Below are 15,396 nucleotides of genomic sequence, written 5' to 3' on the forward strand. Positions count from 1 at the left end.
CAGCTGGATGAGGGGCGCCGCCCCCAGCGCTGCGGCGATGGCGCCCGCGCTGGTGTCGGGGTTGATGTTGTAGGTGTGGCCGTCCGCGCCGACGCCGATCGGCGCGACCACGGGGATGAAATCGGCCGCCGTCAGCACGTCGATCACCTTGCGGTCCACCTTCGCCGGTTCGCCGACAAAGCCCAGATCGACCGCCTGTTCGATGGCGGAGCCGGGATCGCGGCTGGTGCGGTTCACCTTTTCCGCGGTGATCAGCCCGGCGTCCTTGCCGCTGAGGCCCACCGCCCGGCCGCCGGCTTCGGAAATCCAGCGCACCAGATCCTTGTTGATGGCGCCCAGCACCATTTCGGCCACTTCCGCCGTTTCGGCGTCTGTGACGCGCAGGCCATCGACGAAGCGGCTTTCCACCCCCAGCCGCTTCAGCATGGCACCGATCTGCGGGCCGCCGCCATGCACCACCACCGGCCGGATCCCCACCTGCTTCAGCAGCACGATGTCCTCGGCGAAATCGCGCGCCAACTCCGGATCGCCCATGGCGTGGCCGCCATATTTCACCACGAAGGTCTCGCCGGCATAGCGCTGGAGATAGGGCAGCGCCTCCACCAGAACCTCGGTCTTGGCGAGCATGGTGGGATCGGGGGCGTGGCGCGCGCCGGCGTGGGGCTTTTCGGTCATGAGGGGCGCATTGGCACCAAGAGCGATGCGTTACTAGGGGGCTTTCCGGTTGCGGACCTGGGCGATTGCGTCTTGCCAGTCCTTCCACATGGCCGGGTCGCTGGGGCCGCCGTCTGCCCAGACATTTCGGTCGAGGTTGGTGAGGAGGAGGGCAATGCCCTCGTCGCTGCGATCTCCACGTTCCCAATAGGCTTGGAGGAAGGCGCGCATGGCGTCGAACGCTGTGAGTTCGTCGAGCTTGGCGGCCAGCTTACCGGGGAAGTGGGCGTCGTCGGACATGCCGCGGTTCTGCCTTTGCCGTCATTGGTTGTCACGCAATCCGCGTCGAGCAGAAAAAGCTGGATCCCGGGTCAAGCCCGGGATGACGGGGTTTGTTGTGGGCGTTCTGGTTTTGCGGGTGCAGGGCACGCGGTGTCCTGCCGGGGTGAGCCGTCAGGCGGCCCTTCGGGCCAACGGGCAGCGCCCCTTCGAACCCGGGAGCTTCGCCGACGGGAGGTCCCAGCGTTCGCTGGGACGACTTGGGGCGGTCAGAGGAAGCGCGCCACCACGTCGCGATAGGAGCGGCTGACCTTCACCGTCGCGCCGCTGGCCAGCGTCAGGAAGCATTCGCCGTTGGTGTGGGGCTTCACCTGGCGGACATTGTCGAGGTTGACGATGGTGGAGCGGTGGACGCGCTGGAACTTGCGCGGATCGAGGCGGCGTTCCAGATCCTTCATCGTCTCGCGCAGGATCAGCGTCTGGTCGGCGGTCGTCAGGCACATATAGTCGCCTGCGGCGTCGATCTTCTCGATCGTGTCCACGTCCACGCGGAAGATCTGGCCCTGATCCTTCACGTTGATGATCTTCTCGAACCGGTCGGAGGCGGGTTCGGCAGCGGGCGACAGGGTGGCGACGGCGTCCGGGTCCACCTCGGCGAGCTTCGCAGCCAGGCGCTCGGCCTCTTCGCACATGCGCTTTTCCTGCAGGCGCACGCGCACCCGCTCGATCGTCTGCGCCAGCCGTTCGGTTTCCACCGGCTTCATCAGATAATCCACCGCCTGCGCCTCGAAGGCGCGGATGGCGTGATCGGAATAGGCGGTCACGAAGACGAACAGCGGCGGGGTGATGTCTGCCAGCGCGGAGACGACGGAGAAGCCGTCGAAGCCGGGCATCTGCACGTCAAGGAAGACGAGATCGGGCTTTTCCGTTCGGATTGCGCGGATCGCCTCCCGGCCGTTCATCGCGCGGCCGACGATCTCGATGTCCTGAAACGGCTTCAGGCGGAGTTCCAGGCCCTGGACGGCGAGCGGCTCGTCGTCGACGAGAAGGGTTCGGATGGTCATTGGGCAACCTCATGGGCGAGTCCTGTCAGCCGTTCGCTGCGGGCCGCTTCGGCCGGCGAGACGAGCTGAAGGGGGATTTCGATCACTGCAAGTACGCCCGGCCCCTTGGCCGCCCCGGTTTGAACCAGCGGTGAACTGCTGTTCGGCAGGATCTCGAACCGCTGGTCGTCGCCATAGGCCTGTTGCAGCCGTTCGCGGATGTTCGCGAGGCCGACTCCGGTGCCTTCGGCAGAGGGGCGGTTGTCTCCGGCGCCGGGGCCGGTATCGGCCACCGTCAGTTCCAGCCTGTCCCCCACGCGGCGGGCCGTCACCCAGATGTCGGCGCCTTCCTCCAACGGGGTGACCGCATATTTGATGGCATTTTCCACCAGCGGCTGAAGCAGCAGCGAGGGGATGCGGGCGTTCAGCACTTCTGGCGCGATGTCGAACCGGGTGCGGAGCCTGTCCTCGAACCGGGTCCGCTCGATCTCCAGATAGAGCTTCAGCGCCTGCATTTCCTGCGCCACGGTCGCCTGGCCTTCGCGTTCCCCCACCAGGCTGTAGCGCAGGAAGGAGGAGAGGCGCGACAGCATGGTGTTCGCCTTTTCCGTTTCGGCAAGAAGCACCAGCGTGCTGATCGAGTTCAGCGTGTTGAACAGGAAATGCGGGTTGATCTGATAGCGCAGCATTTCCAGCTGGGCGGAATTGGCCTGCGCCGCCATCCGCTCGAACCGCTCGGCCTGCTCATCGAGCATCAGGAAATAGTTGATTCCGAAGTACAGCGCAGACCATGCGCCGAGTACGGCGAGCGTCAGCAGGATCGCGCCGAAGAATTCGATGCCCGCCGGCCGCCAGCCGGGTTCGTAGAAGGTGGCGTGGGCCCACACCTCGATCACGGAAAACAGCACGGCCGCGATCACCAGGATCATCAGCGACAGGCTCCACACCCACACCGGCTTCATGCGGATGATGGCGCGGAAGGCCCAGGCCATCAGCAGGGTGATGGAAAAGCCCGTGACGGTGACGAGGATGGTGGGCAGGATGAAGCTGATGCCCATGCGGTTTGCCAGCCCGCCCAGCGAGCGCAGCAGGAAATAGCCGACCCATCCGCCGATCTGGAGAGTCCAGAAGGCGCGGTTCTTGTCGGCGAAAAAGCCCTTGGGCGCAGGCGCTGTGGATGGCATCGCCCCTGAACCTAGGGTCTTTCCCGCGTCATTCCAAGGCTCGCCGCCATCTGCAGGCCGGCGATCGCCTGCCAGCCGGCCGCGTCTCCGGGCCCGCCGGCCCGCTTGATCGCCTGTTCGCCCGCCAGCATCGCGGCCAGCGCGCGGCGGATGCGCGGCAGCGGCCAGTGCCGGAGCGCGCCGGCAACCGCATCCACATCCTTCCAGAACACCGGCGGGCGCAGCGCCTTCACCGCCGCCTGCGGCTGCGCGCCGCCATCCACCGCCGCCCGCGCTTCGGCCAGCTGCAGCAGGCGCCGGGCGATGGCGCGCAAGGCGGGAATCGCGCTGTCGCCGGCCAGCAGCCGGTACTGGCGCTCGGCCTGGGCCGCATTGCCCGCGATCACGGCGGCAACCAGCAGGTTCATGTCGTCTTCGGCGCTGTCGGCCCCCAGCGCCGCCACATGGGCGCGTTCCAGCGTTCGCGGCGTTTCCGAGCTCGAATCGAGGAACAGGGCGAACTTCGCCAGTTCCGAGGCGAGCACGCCGGTATCGCCGTCGGACGCGGCGACGAGGCGCTCTGCAAGGCCGGATTCGAGCCGGAGGCCCAGCTCTTTCGCATGGGCATCCAGCCAGTTGGCGAGATCGCGGCCTTCCAGCGGATAGGAGATCAGCGCCAGCGCCAGCGGGCTTTCCTCTGCCAGCTTGCGAAGGCCGCTGGACTTCGACAGGTCGCCCGCCAGCATCACCACCGGATTGCCCGCTGCAGGCGACGCCAGCAGCAGCCGCACGGCTTCCTGCGCCGATTCGCCCGCCCCCGCCACCCGGATCAGCCGCGCGCCCCCGAACATGGAGACGGAGGCCGCCTCGTCCGCCAGACGGCCCGGATCGGATTTCAGCTCGTCCGCCGCGATGTCGGTGACGGCCATGGGGTCTGCCGCGTCGGCCAGCGCGCGGGCGGCGGCCTGCGCCAGTTCGCGGCTTGCGGATTCGTCCGGCCCGGCCAGCAGCAGCAGGCGGATCGCGGGATCCCAGCTCGAAAGGCGGCGAATCAGGTCGGCGCGGCGAACCGCGGTCATTCAGCCGCCCGGCTGCGGGCCAGAAGCGCCAGCCGGGCGACGATCTGGTCAGCGATGTCCTTCGAAAGCCGCTCCAGCGCGGTCGCTTCGGCGGCGACCACGGCATATTCCGAACTGACCACGTCAACCCCGGCGTCGGCGCTGGCGCTGGTGTCCAGCAGCACCTTGCCGGTCGCGATCTCGGTGATGCGGTAGCGCGCGCGCAGGGTGCGCCGTTCGCGGATGATGGAATTGTCGCCGCGCACGCCGAAGCCGATGATGTCGTCGTCCAGCGCCACGTCCAGCTTCAGCACCGGGTTGCCGGACGGGTTCATCCGCTCCACCAGCCGGTCCCGCACGAGGAACCCGGCCTTGTCGGGGATGGGCGCGACCTCGATGTCGGAGAGCATCGTCTGCGCCTGCCCGGTGGACCCGCCGGAATAGACGGGGGCCAGCTGGCAGGCCGCCAGCGACAGCGGCAGCAGGAGGAGCGCCAGCCGCCTCACAGCACGATGTTCACCAGCCGGTCGGGCACGACGATCAGCTTCTTCGGGGCGGCATCCGCCGTCAGCGCCGCGATCCGGGGCAGCGCCAGCACGGCGGCCTCCACTTCGGCGCGGGGCAGGCCCTTGGCGAGTTCCACCGTTTCCCGGAGCTTGCCGTTCACCTGCACCGCATAGGTGACGCTGTCGTCCACCAGCAATGCCGGGTCCGCGACGGGCCAGTCGGCGTCGGCGATCAGGCCCTGCCCACCCAGCAGCGACCAGGCCTCTTCGGCGACATGCGGCACCATCGGCGCGACGAGGCGCAGCAGGGTGACGGCCGCCTCGGTGCGGGCGACGGAGGGCTTTGCCTTCTCGATGGCGTTCGCCAGCTCATAGGCGCGGGCGACGGCCTTGTTGAATTGCAGGCGGTCGATGTCGTGGCTAATGCCGTCGATGGCCCTGTGCGTCAGCCGGGTCAACTCTTCGTTGCCGCCGTCGGGCGCGTCCTTCGCCAGATTGGCGATGCGCCACAGCCGCTGCACGAAGCGCGAGGCGCCTTCGATCCCGGCGAGCGACCAGGCGAGATCGCGCTCCGGCGGGCTGTCTGACAGCATGAACCAGCGGGCGGCATCCGCGCCATAGCGATCCAGAATGGCATCGGGATCGACGACATTCTTCTTGGATTTCGACATCTTCTCGGTGCGGCCGGCCTCTGCCGGTGCGCCGCTGGCGATTTCGATCCAGCCGTCGCCGCGCTTTTCCACCTGGCCGGGTTCCAGCCAGTCGCCGCCCTTCGACTTGTAAGTTTCGTGCGTGACCATGCCCTGCGTGAACAGGCCGCGGAATGGCTCCGTGACCGAGATCTTGCCGATGCGGGCAAGCGCGCGGGTGAAGAAGCGGCTGTAGAGCAGGTGCAGGATCGCATGCTCGATGCCGCCGATATACTGGGCGACGGGAAGCCAGCTTTCCGCCTCGGCCCGGTCGAACGGCCTGTCTGCCGGCTGCGAGGCGAAGCGGATGAAATACCAGCTGCTGTCCACGAAGGTGTCGAGCGTGTCCGTCTCGCGCCGGGCCGGCCTGCCGCAGCCGGGGCAATCGACATTGCGCCAGGTCGGGTGGCGATCGAGCGGGTTGCCGGGGCGGTCGAACGTCACATCCTCGGGCAGCACGACGGGCAGGTCCGCCTTGGGGACGGGCACCGTGCCGCAGGCGTCGCAATGGATGATGGGGATGGGCGTGCCCCAGTAGCGCTGGCGGGAAATGCCCCAGTCGCGCAGGCGGAACACGGTGGTGCCCTGCCCCCAGCCGCCCGCTTCGGCGCGGCGGATCACCTCGGCCTTGGCGGCCTCCACCTCCAGCCCGTCGAGGAACTGCGAATTGATGAGGCGGCCGGGGCCGGTATAGGCCTCGTCGCCGATGGGCACGGCCTCTTCGCCCGGCAGCGCCACGACGCGGGGCACGGGCAGCATGTACTTGCGGGCGAAATCAAGGTCGCGCTGGTCGTGCGCGGGGCAGCCGAAGATGGCCCCCGTGCCATATTCCATCAGCACGAAGTTGGCGATGAACACGGGCAGGCGGCGCGACGGATCCAGCGGGTGGATCACGCTGAGGCCGGTGTCGAAGCCCTTCTTTTCCGCTGTCTCGATTTCCTCGGCGGCGGTGCCGGTGGTGCGGGCGTCGGCGATGAAGGCCTGGGCCGCCGCGCTGCCGGCGGCGATGGCCTGGGCAAGCGGATGATCGATGGCGACCGCCGCGAAGCTGGCGCCGAAGAGCGTGTCGGGCCGGGTGGTGAACACCTCGAAGCCGGCGGGCACGCCATCGGGGGCTGCATCCACCTCGAAGCGGTAGCGCAGGCCCTTCGACTTGCCGATCCAGTTTTCCTGCATCAGCCGGACCTTTTCCGGCCACTGGTCCAGCGTGGCGAGATCGGCGGCCAGTTCCTCGGCAAAATCGGTGATCTTCAGGAACCACTGGGTCAGCTTGCGCCGCTCCACCAGCGCGCCCGACCGCCAGCCGCGCCCGTCGATCACCTGTTCATTGGCGAGCACGGTGTTGTCGACCGGATCCCAGTTCACCCAGGCGTCGCGCCGGTCGACGAGGCCGGCTTCCAGCAGATCGAGGAACAGGGCCTGTTCATGGCCGTAATAGTCGGGATCGCAGGTCGCGAATTCGCGGCTCCAGTCGATCGCGAGGCCCAGGCGTTTCAGCTGGGCGCGCATCGTCGCGATGTTCTGGCGCGTCCAGTCGCCCGGATGCACCTTGCGTTCCATCGCGGCGTTTTCGGCGGGCATGCCGAACGCATCCCAGCCCATCGGGTGCAGCACGGCATGGCCCTGCATCCGGCGCGCGCGGGCCAGCACGTCGCCCATCGTATAGTTGCGGACATGGCCCATGTGGATGCGCCCCGACGGATAGGGGAACATTTCCAGAATCATCGTGCGGGGCCGCGCGTCGGGCGTATCCGTCTTCGCGGAGCCGCTGTCGGCGCGGAAGATGCCGTCTGCTTCCCAGCGGGCCTGCCAGCGGGAATCCGCTCGGCTCGGGTCGAAACGACCGGCTTCGGGCTCGGTTGCCATGGAACGCTCTTACCGGGCGAGCGAGGCCTGGCGCAGCATCCGCGCCCGCTCGAGGATGATTTCCTCCAGCTTCTGCACGGTGCCGGCCCGCACCGGGGCGGCGACCCAGCGGCCGTCCTGCATCACTTCGCGCTGGGCGGACACCTGCACGGCATCGGCGCGGAGCGCGCCATCGAGGATGGCGACCGTCACCTTCACCCGCTCGTTCGGCACGTTCGGGTTCTGATACCATTCGCCCACGATCACGCCACCGGCGGAATCGACCTGCGCGAGCGGCATGAACTGGAGCGTTTCGAGGCTGGCGCGCCACAGATAGGAATTGACGCCGATCGTGGTGACCGCCGTCTGCTGGGCGACTGCTTCGGGCCCCTTCTTGCCGCCGCAGCCCGCAAGCGCGAGGCCGCAGGCGATGAGGACGAGGGCGGTGGCCCGGCCCGCCGCCGGACGGGCGGAGGGCAGAGAGGCGGACAGGGCTTTACCGTCGGTCAATGAAGGCTCCGTTCCTTGGGGCCGGGCGCGCTGGCACCGGGCCGATGGGCGGCCATACAGGGCGGACGGCGGTGTGCGCAACCGTCAGCCACCGGCAGGCCCGCAAGCCGTGGCGGGCGGGCCTGAAACGCAGGCTGAACGGCGGCGGGACCATTCATGCGGCAGTCAAATATTGTGGGCCAAATGCAACAGGCGCAGGCATTCATGACATCTGCGCAAATTTGAGGGGGCGAATCATGCGGCAGGCCGTGGGATTCCGTCGCCAGATGAGGTAGCGTTTTACGGTTATGCGATTTCACGCCGAGTCCCTTGCTGCACGGATGGCGCCCCTTGCCGGGGCGGCGCTTCTGTGCGCCTCGGCTTTTGCCGCCGTTCCGGCGCTGTCGGCAACGACGAAATCGCGGCTGCAGCCCGAGGTGACGACCGAGAATTCGGTGGCCGGGTTCCGCACGAAATCGCAGGTGCTGGTGCTTCAGCCCATCAACCTGGACGTCAGCAAGTTCGCCTTCACGGCGCCGGGCCGGGTCGCCTCTTCCAAGGTGCAGACGGTGGAGCGCAGCTTCAGCTTCACGCCGTCGGCGGGCAGCAAGGGCGTGAGCCTGGGCGGCAGCGTCCGCAGCGTGGTGCCGGCAGCCGAGCGCACGGCGTCGGCCGATCCGGCGCTGGCGCCTTCGGGTTACAATTTCGACCTGTCCGTCGGCTATCGCGGCGTGCAGCTGTCCGGCGGGATGAGCCGGGTGGACGGCGGCCTCGGCGGCCGTTCGCGGCAGGGCGTGGACGTGGGCCTGGGCTATGGCGCACGCAACTGGCAGGCGGCGCTGCAGGCTTCGGCCGAGCGGGACCTGACCCAGATCGTGCCGCGCGCCGGTTCGCCCGATCCGCGCTACTCGCTGGAAGCGAGCGGGGCGCTGGCGCTGTCGCCGCGCGTGTCCGTCGGCGGGTCGCTGCGCTATCGGCTGGCGCCGGAAAACCCGACGCCGCTGGATCCGAACAAGGATGACCGGGCCGTGATGCTTGGCGGCGCCGTCGCCTTCTAAGCGACGCTGCGGCTAACGCGCAGCGCTCACCCACGAACCCGGCGCAAACCCGGCCTGCCCTGCCCGCTCAGTCCAGCAGGATTCCCTGCGCCGCGGCTTCGGCCAGCAGCAGCGGGCGGATGCTGGCCCCCGGTGTTTCCAGCCAGTCCGCCATTTTCGCCCTGAGCGGCGCAAGCGATGCCGAACGGACCATGGCCTTCACCGGGCCGATGGCGGCCGGGGTGATCGACAGCCGCTCCACGCCGATCGCCATCAGCGCCAGTGCTTCCAGCGGGCGGCCGCCCATTTCGCCGCAGACGGACACAGGCACGCCGGCCGCGCGGGCCTGATCCACCACCAGCTTCAGATAGCGCAGCAGGCCGCGCGCCAGCCAGTCGTAACGGTCCGCGAGGCGGGGGTTGCCCCGGTCCGCCGCGAGCAGGAACTGGGTGAGATCGTTGGTGCCGATGGAGAGGAAATCCAGCCGGGGCAGCAGCTCGTCCAGCACGAAGGCGAGCGCGGGCACCTCCAGCATGGCGCCGAACCGCACATCGGTGGCGTGCGGGATGCCCGCAGCCGCCAGCCGGGCCTGCCGCATTTCAACGATCGTGCGGGCTTCCTCATACTCCCAGGGCTCGGCCACCATCGGGAACATCAGGTGCAGGGTCTGGCCGGCGGCGGCCTCCAGCAGCGCGGAGGCCTGCGCGGCGAGGAGGCCCGACCGGGCCAGCGCCAGCCGGATGGCGCGCCAGCCCATCGCGGGATTCTCCTCCCGCTCGCCACGGGAATCGACATAGGGAACGGCCTTGTCGCCGCCGATGTCCACGGTGCGGAAGATAACGGGCCGGCCGGCCGCCGCCTGCAGCACATCGCGGTACAGCGCCACCTGCCGGCCCTTGCGCGGCAGCGTGGCCGACACCAGGAACTGGAACTCGGTGCGGAACAGGCCGATCCCGTCGGCGTTGGTGATGTCGAGCGCAGGCAGGTCCGAACGGAGACCCGCGTTCATCATCAGCTTCACCTGAACGCCGTCCAGGCTGGTCGCGGGCAGGTCCTTCAGCTGCTCGAATTCGGCCTGCTTGGCGAGGCGGAGCGCAGTGCGCTCCTCGAAGCTGCTGAGCACGGCCTGCGCCGGGCGGACGAACAGCGCGCCCGCCGAACTGTCGAGCAGCAGCGGATCGCCTTCGGCCACGGCGTCGCGCAGGCCCCGCACCCGGCCCAGCACCGGGATGCCCATGGCGCGGGCGAGAATGGTGACGTGCGCCGTGAGCGAGCCTTCCTCCAGCGCCACGCCCTTCAGGTAGCGCCGGTCATATTCCAGCAGCTCGGCCGGGCCGAGGTTGCGGGCGATCAGGATGCTGTTCTGCGAGAGGCCGCGCTTGGCCGCCGTGTCGGACTGGCCCGACACGATGCGGATCAGCCGGTTCGACAGATCCTCCAGATCATGCAGCCGTTCCCGCAGATACGGATCCGAGGCGGAGCCGAGCTTGATGCGCTGCGCCTGGGCGACGGCCTCCACCGCGGCTTCGGCCGTGAGGCCGCCGTCGATCCCGTCGTTGATGCGGCGCGCCCAGCCCTCGTCCAGCGCGAACATCTTGTAGGTTTCGAGGATCTCCTCATGGTCGCCGGGGCCGGCGAAATCCGCGCGGGAGACCATCTGGTCGATCTCTTCGCGCATGCGGGCGAAGGCGGCCTTCAGGCGCGCGCGTTCGGCATCGGCATCGTCCGCCACCGTGTTGGTGATGACGACGCGCGGCTGGTGGAACACGGCCTGGCCGCGCGCCATGCCGTCCACCAGCTTCAGCCCCGCCATGCGCACCGGGGAGGGATCGCGCGGGGGGCGCGGGGCGGCGGATTCGGGATCGACGAGGCCTGCGGCGGCGATCAGTTCCGCCAGCACCATGGCGACGGTCTGCAGCGCCTCGATCTCGATCTCGTCATAGTCGCGCGGCTGCATATGCTGCACGGCCAGCACGCCGACGCAGGATTCGCGGCGGATGATCGGCACGCCGGCGAAGCTGTGGAAGCGTTCCTCCCCCGTTTCCGGGCGATAGGCGAAGCGCGGGTGGCTGCTGGCTTCCGCCAGGTTCAGCGGCATCCGTGTTTCCGCGATGGTGCCGACAAGGCCCTGCCCGAAGGCGAGCCGGGTGACATGGACGGCCTGCTGCTTCAGCCCGCGCGTGGCGGACAGTTCCAGCATGCCGTCGCGCAGCAGGTAGATGGAGGCGACTTCGGATTCGAGCGCGCCCGCGATCAGCGCAACCACCTGGTCGAGCTTGGATTGCGTGCTTTGCCGCGCCGCCATCACATCGTGCAGGCGGCGCAGCAGTTCGCGGGCGCTGCCTGTCGCCGCCATCAGCCCCTCTCGGCCGGGGCCCGACTGGCGAGCGCCGCTTCCGCTTCGGTGACGAGGCTGTCGATGATGGCGGCGACCGGCTCCTCGGCCGTCACCATGCCGACCGACTGGCCGGCCATCACCGAGCCGTTTTCCACGTCGCCGTCGATCACTGCGCGGCGCAGCGCGCCGGCCCAGTAATGCTCGATCTCCAGCTGGGCGGCGGGCAGCTCGATCCGGCCCTGTTCCAGGAGGACAGAGACTTCGCGCTGCTTTTCCATGAAGGCCTCGGTGCCCGCATTCTTCAGCGCGCGCACCGGGATCACCGGCAGGCGCGGATCGAACTGGACGGACGCGACCGCATCGCGGGCGGCGGCGCGGACGAAGGCCTTCTTGAAATTGGGGTGGGCGATGGATTCGGCCGAGGCCGCGAAGCGGGTGCCGAGCTGCACGCCCGCCGCGCCCATCTCCACCAGCGCCGCGACCGCCGCGCCCCGGCCGATGCCGCCGGCCGCGAAGATGGTGGCGTCTGGCAGGGCGGGCAGAATTTCCTGCGCCAGCACGGCGAGGCTGACGGGGCCGATATGGCCGCCCGCTTCGGAGCCTTCGATCACCAGCGCATCGGTGCCCGAGCGCAGGAGCTTGCGGGCCAGCGCATAATTGGGGGCAAAGGCGATCAGCTTCGCGAAATCGGTGATGGCGGCGACCGCGGGCCCCGGTGGGATGCCGCCCGCCAGCACCACATGGGAAACACCCGCCGCGCGGCAGACCCCGATCAGGTCCATCAGCTGCGGGTGCATGGTGATGAGATTCACGCCGAAGGGCTTGTCGGTCAGCGCCTGAGTGGCGGCGATTTCCGCTTCCAGCAGGGCGGGTGTCATCGCGCCGCAGGCGATGACGCCGAAGCCGCCCGCGTTCGAGATGGCGGAGACGAGGTTGCGTTCCGACACCCACGACATCGCGCCGGCCATGATGGCGTGGCGGGTGCCGAGGAAGGCGCGGCCCCGCTGTGTCAGGGCGTCGAGACGGGGCGTATCCGTCATGCTGCGGCGTCCAGCCCATAGGCGGTGTGGAGCACACGGACCGCAAGCTCCAGATACTCTTCCGCGATGAGGACGGAGATCTTGATTTCCGAGGTGGTGATGGCGAGCACGTTGATGCCGCGGTCGGCCAGCGCTTTGAACATGGTGACGGCGACGCCCGCATGGCTGCGCATGCCGACGCCCACTACGGAGATCTTCACCACCGTGTCGTCCGCGACCAGCCGCGCGTAGCCGATGGCGTCGGCGTTCGCCTCCAGCACGCTGCGGGCGCGCGCCAGTTCCGTGCGCGGCACGGTGAAGGTGACGTCCGTCGTGCCGTCGTTGGCGATGTTCTGCACGATCATGTCGACGTTGATGTTGGCATCCGCCAGCGGGCCGAAGATGGCGGCGACGACACCGGGCCTGTCCGGCACGGAGCCGATGGTGACCTTGGCTTCGTTGCGGTCATAGGCGACGCCCGCGATCAGTTCCTGTTCCACGACTTCATCCTCATCGACGACCATGGTGCCGGGCGCGTCCGAGAAGCTGGACAGCACCTGGACCCGGACCTTTTCCTTCATGGCAAGTTCCACCGACCGCGTCTGCAGCACCTTGGCGCCGACCGAGGCCAGTTCCAGCATTTCCTCGTAGGTGATCTTGCCCAGCTTGCGGGCGCGCGGGACGATGCGCGGGTCTGTCGTGAACACGCCCTCGACATCGGTGTAGATGTCGCAGCGGTCTGCCTTCAGCGCGGCGGCGACGGCGACCGCAGAGGTATCCGATCCGCCCCGGCCCAGCGTGGTGACGCGATTGTCTTCCGTCCGGCCCTGGAAGCCGGGGATGACCGCGACTTCGCCCGATTCCATGGCGGCCTTCAGCGCCTGTGTTCCGACATCGAAGATGCGGGCCTTGCCATGCGCATCCGAGGTGTGGATCGGCAGCTGCCAGCCGAGCCAGCTGCGCGCGCGCAGGCCCATCGATTGCAGCACGATGGCGAGCAGGCCCGACGTGACCTGTTCGCCCGACGCCACCACCACATCATATTCGGCCGGATCCGCAAGCGGCGAGGCTTCCTTGCAGAAGCCGACGAGCCGGTCGGTTTCCCCGGCCATGGCCGACACGACGACGGCGACCCGGTTGCCGGCTTCCACCTCGCGTTTGACGCGCGCGGCCACGCCCCGGATCCGCTCGATCCCGGCCATGGAGGTGCCGCCGAACTTCATCACGATTGTCGCCATGTGGGGTGTATTTCTGCCTTTGGCTGCCTTGTCGTTGCAGCGCCTTTAGGAGCGGGGGCGCGGCTTGACAACTTTGCGGGCGGCAAAGCGCAGCTTTACAGCCGCCTGCGCCCGATGTTATGCGCCGCATCGTCATGAAAGCGGCCACCGCCCTTCTTCTGCTGCGACTTACGCGCCCTTAGGCGCGTTCCCCCTGGCCTGTGGGCGGGCCTGAGCGAACACGTGCCTGAGGGTTGAACATCCGAGCCCCCCAGACGATCTTTCGCGACAAGAGGCAGACATGGCCGACCAGATCCTGATTTTCGACACCACCTTGCGAGACGGCGAGCAATCGCCCGGCTGTTCCATGAACCTGGAGGAAAAGCTGCGCGTGGCCGCCCAGCTGGAAGCCCTGGGCGTGGACATCATCGAAGCCGGCTTCGCCATCGCATCCGAAGGCGATTTCGAGGCGGTGCAGGCCGTCGCCCGGCAATGCGACCGTGCCGTGGTGGCAAGCCTGGCGCGGGCGGCGCGCGCCGACATCGAGCGGGCGGGCGCGGCGCTGAAGCCCGCGAAGCGGCCCCGCATCCACACCTTCATCGCGACATCGCCGCTGCACATGCGGGTGAAGCTGTCGAAATCACCCGAACAGGTGCTGGAATCGATCCGCGAATCCGTGAGCCTGGCGCGCAACCTGGTGGACGATGTGGAATGGTCCGCCGAGGACGCGACCCGGTCCGAGCCGGATTTCCTGGCGAAGGCGATCGAGACGGCGATTCAGGCCGGCGCGCGCACCATCAACCTGCCGGACACCGTGGGCTATGCGACGCCGGAAACCTATGGCGCGATGTTCCGCGACATGATCGGGCGGGTTCCGAATTCCGACAAGGCGGTGTTTTCCACCCATTGCCACAATGATCTGGGGCTTGCCGTCGCCAACACGCTGGCAGCCGTGATGTCGGGCGCGCGGCAGGTGGAAAGCACGATCAACGGCATCGGGGAGCGGGCCGGGAACGCGGCGGTGGAGGAAATCGCCATGGCGCTGAAGGTGCGGCACGACGTGCTGCCCTATCGCACCGGAATCGTTTCCACCGAAATCACCCGGGCTTCGCGGCTGATTTCCGCCGTGACGGGGATGCATGTGCAGCCCAACAAGGCGATCGTGGGCGCGAACGCCTTCGCGCATGAAAGCGGCATCCACCAGGACGGGATGCTGAAGGACAGCTCCACCTACGAGATCATGACGCCGGAAAGCGTGGGCCAGTCCCATTCCAGCCTGGTGCTGGGCAAGCATTCGGGCCGCGCCGCGTTCAAGGACAAGCTGGACAGCCTGGGCTATCAGCTGTCCGACAACGAGTTCCAGGACGCCTTCCAGCGCTTCAAGGCGCTGGCGGATGCGAAGAAGCAGGTGTTCGACGAGGATATCGTGGCGCTGGTGGACGACGAGGTGCTGCGCGGGCACGACCGCATCCAGGTGACGGAGGTGGAAGTCTATTGCGGCTCTGCCGGGCCGCAGCGGGCGATCCTGACCCTGCTGGTGGACGGCGAGGAGCTGACGGCCGCGACCAAGGGCAATGGCCCGGTGGATGCGCTGTTCAACGCCGTGCGCAAGCTGGTGCCGCACGAGGATGCGACGCTGGAGCTTTACGAGGTTTCGGCCGTGACGGCGGGCACCGACGCGCAGGCCGAGGTGAGCGTGGTGCTGGCCGAAAATGGCCGGACCGTGCGCGGCGTGGGCGCCCACAACGACACGTTGGTGGCGAGCGCCCGGGCCTATGTGAACGCGCTGAACAAGCTGGTGGTGAAGCGGGGCCGCAGCGCGCTGGCGGCCTGACGCGCGGCGGCGCCACACCGCCGGACACGCAAAAAGGGCGGGGGATCATCCCCCGCCCTTTTTCGTGCCGGCCGGGCCGTCGGCGTTCCGAAGGCCCATGCGCCTGCATCAGCTTCAGGCGGCCTTGGCCTTGCACTTCGCCGTCGCCATCATTCCGACGTTCAGCATCAGCTCGTCGCCCTTGCCCTGAATGGTCGTCTGGCCGTTGGAATATTTGAAGCCGGA

13 protein-coding genes are annotated in these 15,396 nt (G+C 68.3%); 2 read left to right on the plus strand and 11 right to left on the minus strand.

From position 1 onward, the window contains the following. The 8 genes from argB to ACE3O8_RS09580 form a co-directional block, all read right to left on the minus strand. On the minus strand, positions 1-675 hold a 675-nt coding region (gene argB / locus ACE3O8_RS09545; protein ID WP_374389149.1), incomplete at its 3' end, for an acetylglutamate kinase. A gap of 33 nt (positions 676-708) precedes the next feature. Next, positions 709-954, minus strand: coding sequence for a hypothetical protein (locus ACE3O8_RS09550; RefSeq protein ID WP_374389151.1), 246 nt, complete (start codon positions 952-954; stop codon positions 709-711). A 248-nt stretch (positions 955-1,202) separates the two neighbouring features. Continuing rightward, positions 1,203-1,997, minus strand: coding sequence for a LytR/AlgR family response regulator transcription factor (locus tag ACE3O8_RS09555; protein ID WP_374389153.1), 795 nt, complete (start codon positions 1,995-1,997; stop codon positions 1,203-1,205). Further along, the gene (locus tag ACE3O8_RS09560; RefSeq protein WP_374389155.1) at positions 1,994-3,160 is read right to left on the minus strand and encodes a sensor histidine kinase; all 1,167 of its coding nucleotides are present in this window, start codon (positions 3,158-3,160) and stop codon (positions 1,994-1,996) included. The genes ACE3O8_RS09555 and ACE3O8_RS09560 overlap by 4 nt, the downstream gene beginning before the upstream one ends. Before the next feature lie 11 nt (positions 3,161-3,171). Next, the gene (gene holA, locus ACE3O8_RS09565; protein ID WP_374389157.1) at positions 3,172-4,218 is read right to left on the minus strand and encodes a DNA polymerase III subunit delta; all 1,047 of its coding nucleotides are present in this window, start codon (positions 4,216-4,218) and stop codon (positions 3,172-3,174) included. Beyond that, positions 4,215-4,703, minus strand: a complete 489-nt coding sequence (gene lptE, locus ACE3O8_RS09570; RefSeq protein ID WP_374389159.1) for an LPS assembly lipoprotein LptE — start codon at positions 4,701-4,703, stop codon at positions 4,215-4,217. The genes holA and lptE overlap by 4 nt, the downstream gene beginning before the upstream one ends. Continuing rightward, a complete protein-coding gene (leuS, locus tag ACE3O8_RS09575) occupies positions 4,700-7,258 on the minus strand; it encodes a leucine--tRNA ligase (RefSeq protein ID WP_374389161.1) in 2,559 nt (852 codons plus the stop codon). The genes lptE and leuS overlap by 4 nt, the downstream gene beginning before the upstream one ends. A 9-nt stretch (positions 7,259-7,267) precedes the next feature. Further along, positions 7,268-7,717, minus strand: a complete 450-nt coding sequence (locus tag ACE3O8_RS09580; protein WP_374389173.1) for a DUF3576 domain-containing protein — start codon at positions 7,715-7,717, stop codon at positions 7,268-7,270. A gap of 350 nt (positions 7,718-8,067) precedes the next feature. On the opposite strand from ACE3O8_RS09580, the gene ACE3O8_RS09585 reads away from it, so the two are divergent. Further along, entirely contained in the window at positions 8,068-8,784 is a 717-nt protein-coding gene (locus ACE3O8_RS09585) for a hypothetical protein (protein ID WP_374389163.1), read from the plus strand. A gap of 67 nt (positions 8,785-8,851) precedes the next feature. Here the strand turns inward: ACE3O8_RS09585 and ptsP are convergent, their stop codons facing one another. From ptsP to ACE3O8_RS09600, 3 genes are read right to left on the minus strand one after another with little or no spacing between them, the layout of a single operon-like run. Then, positions 8,852-11,119 (minus strand): phosphoenolpyruvate--protein phosphotransferase, encoded by a 2,268-nt coding sequence (ptsP, locus tag ACE3O8_RS09590; protein WP_374389165.1) that lies wholly within the window; start codon positions 11,117-11,119, stop codon positions 8,852-8,854. Next, positions 11,119-12,141, minus strand: a complete 1,023-nt coding sequence (locus ACE3O8_RS09595; RefSeq protein ID WP_374389167.1) for an NAD(P)H-dependent flavin oxidoreductase — start codon at positions 12,139-12,141, stop codon at positions 11,119-11,121. Before ACE3O8_RS09595 ends, ptsP begins: the two co-directional genes overlap by 1 nt. Next, positions 12,138-13,358 carry an aspartate kinase gene (locus ACE3O8_RS09600; RefSeq protein ID WP_374389169.1) on the minus strand — a complete coding sequence of 407 codons (1,221 nt, stop codon included), beginning with the start codon at positions 13,356-13,358 and terminating at the stop codon, positions 12,138-12,140. The genes ACE3O8_RS09595 and ACE3O8_RS09600 overlap by 4 nt, the downstream gene beginning before the upstream one ends. A gap of 280 nt (positions 13,359-13,638) precedes the next feature. Between ACE3O8_RS09600 and ACE3O8_RS09605 the strand changes: the two genes are divergently transcribed. Continuing rightward, entirely contained in the window at positions 13,639-15,171 is a 1,533-nt protein-coding gene (locus tag ACE3O8_RS09605) for a 2-isopropylmalate synthase (RefSeq protein WP_374389171.1), read from the plus strand. The last annotated feature ends 225 nt before the right edge of the window (positions 15,172-15,396 follow it).

It is taken from the genome of Sandaracinobacter sp. (assembly GCF_041909755.1).
Lineage (GTDB): Bacteria > Pseudomonadota > Alphaproteobacteria > Sphingomonadales > Sphingomonadaceae > Sandaracinobacteroides.

What these genes read in the sequence shown, in the direction of transcription:
- ptsP (WP_374389165.1), bottom strand. Translation starts at nt 11,119, where the DNA reads ATGGCGGCGACAGGCAGCGCCCGCGAACTGCTGCGCCGCCTGCACGAT.
- ACE3O8_RS09560 (WP_374389155.1), bottom strand. Translation starts at nt 3,160, where the DNA reads ATGCCATCCACAGCGCCTGCGCCCAAGGGCTTTTTCGCCGACAAGAAC.
- ACE3O8_RS09550 (WP_374389151.1), bottom strand. Translation starts at nt 954, where the DNA reads ATGTCCGACGACGCCCACTTCCCCGGTAAGCTGGCCGCCAAGCTCGAC.
- ACE3O8_RS09585 (WP_374389163.1), top strand. Translation starts at nt 8,068, where the DNA reads ATGGCGCCCCTTGCCGGGGCGGCGCTTCTGTGCGCCTCGGCTTTTGCC.
- leuS (WP_374389161.1), bottom strand. Translation starts at nt 7,258, where the DNA reads ATGGCAACCGAGCCCGAAGCCGGTCGTTTCGACCCGAGCCGAGCGGAT.
- ACE3O8_RS09600 (WP_374389169.1), bottom strand. Translation starts at nt 13,358, where the DNA reads ATGGCGACAATCGTGATGAAGTTCGGCGGCACCTCCATGGCCGGGATC.
- ACE3O8_RS09605 (WP_374389171.1), top strand. Translation starts at nt 13,639, where the DNA reads ATGGCCGACCAGATCCTGATTTTCGACACCACCTTGCGAGACGGCGAG.
- ACE3O8_RS09555 (WP_374389153.1), bottom strand. Translation starts at nt 1,997, where the DNA reads ATGACCATCCGAACCCTTCTCGTCGACGACGAGCCGCTCGCCGTCCAG.
- holA (WP_374389157.1), bottom strand. Translation starts at nt 4,218, where the DNA reads ATGACCGCGGTTCGCCGCGCCGACCTGATTCGCCGCCTTTCGAGCTGG.
- ACE3O8_RS09595 (WP_374389167.1), bottom strand. Translation starts at nt 12,141, where the DNA reads ATGACGGATACGCCCCGTCTCGACGCCCTGACACAGCGGGGCCGCGCC.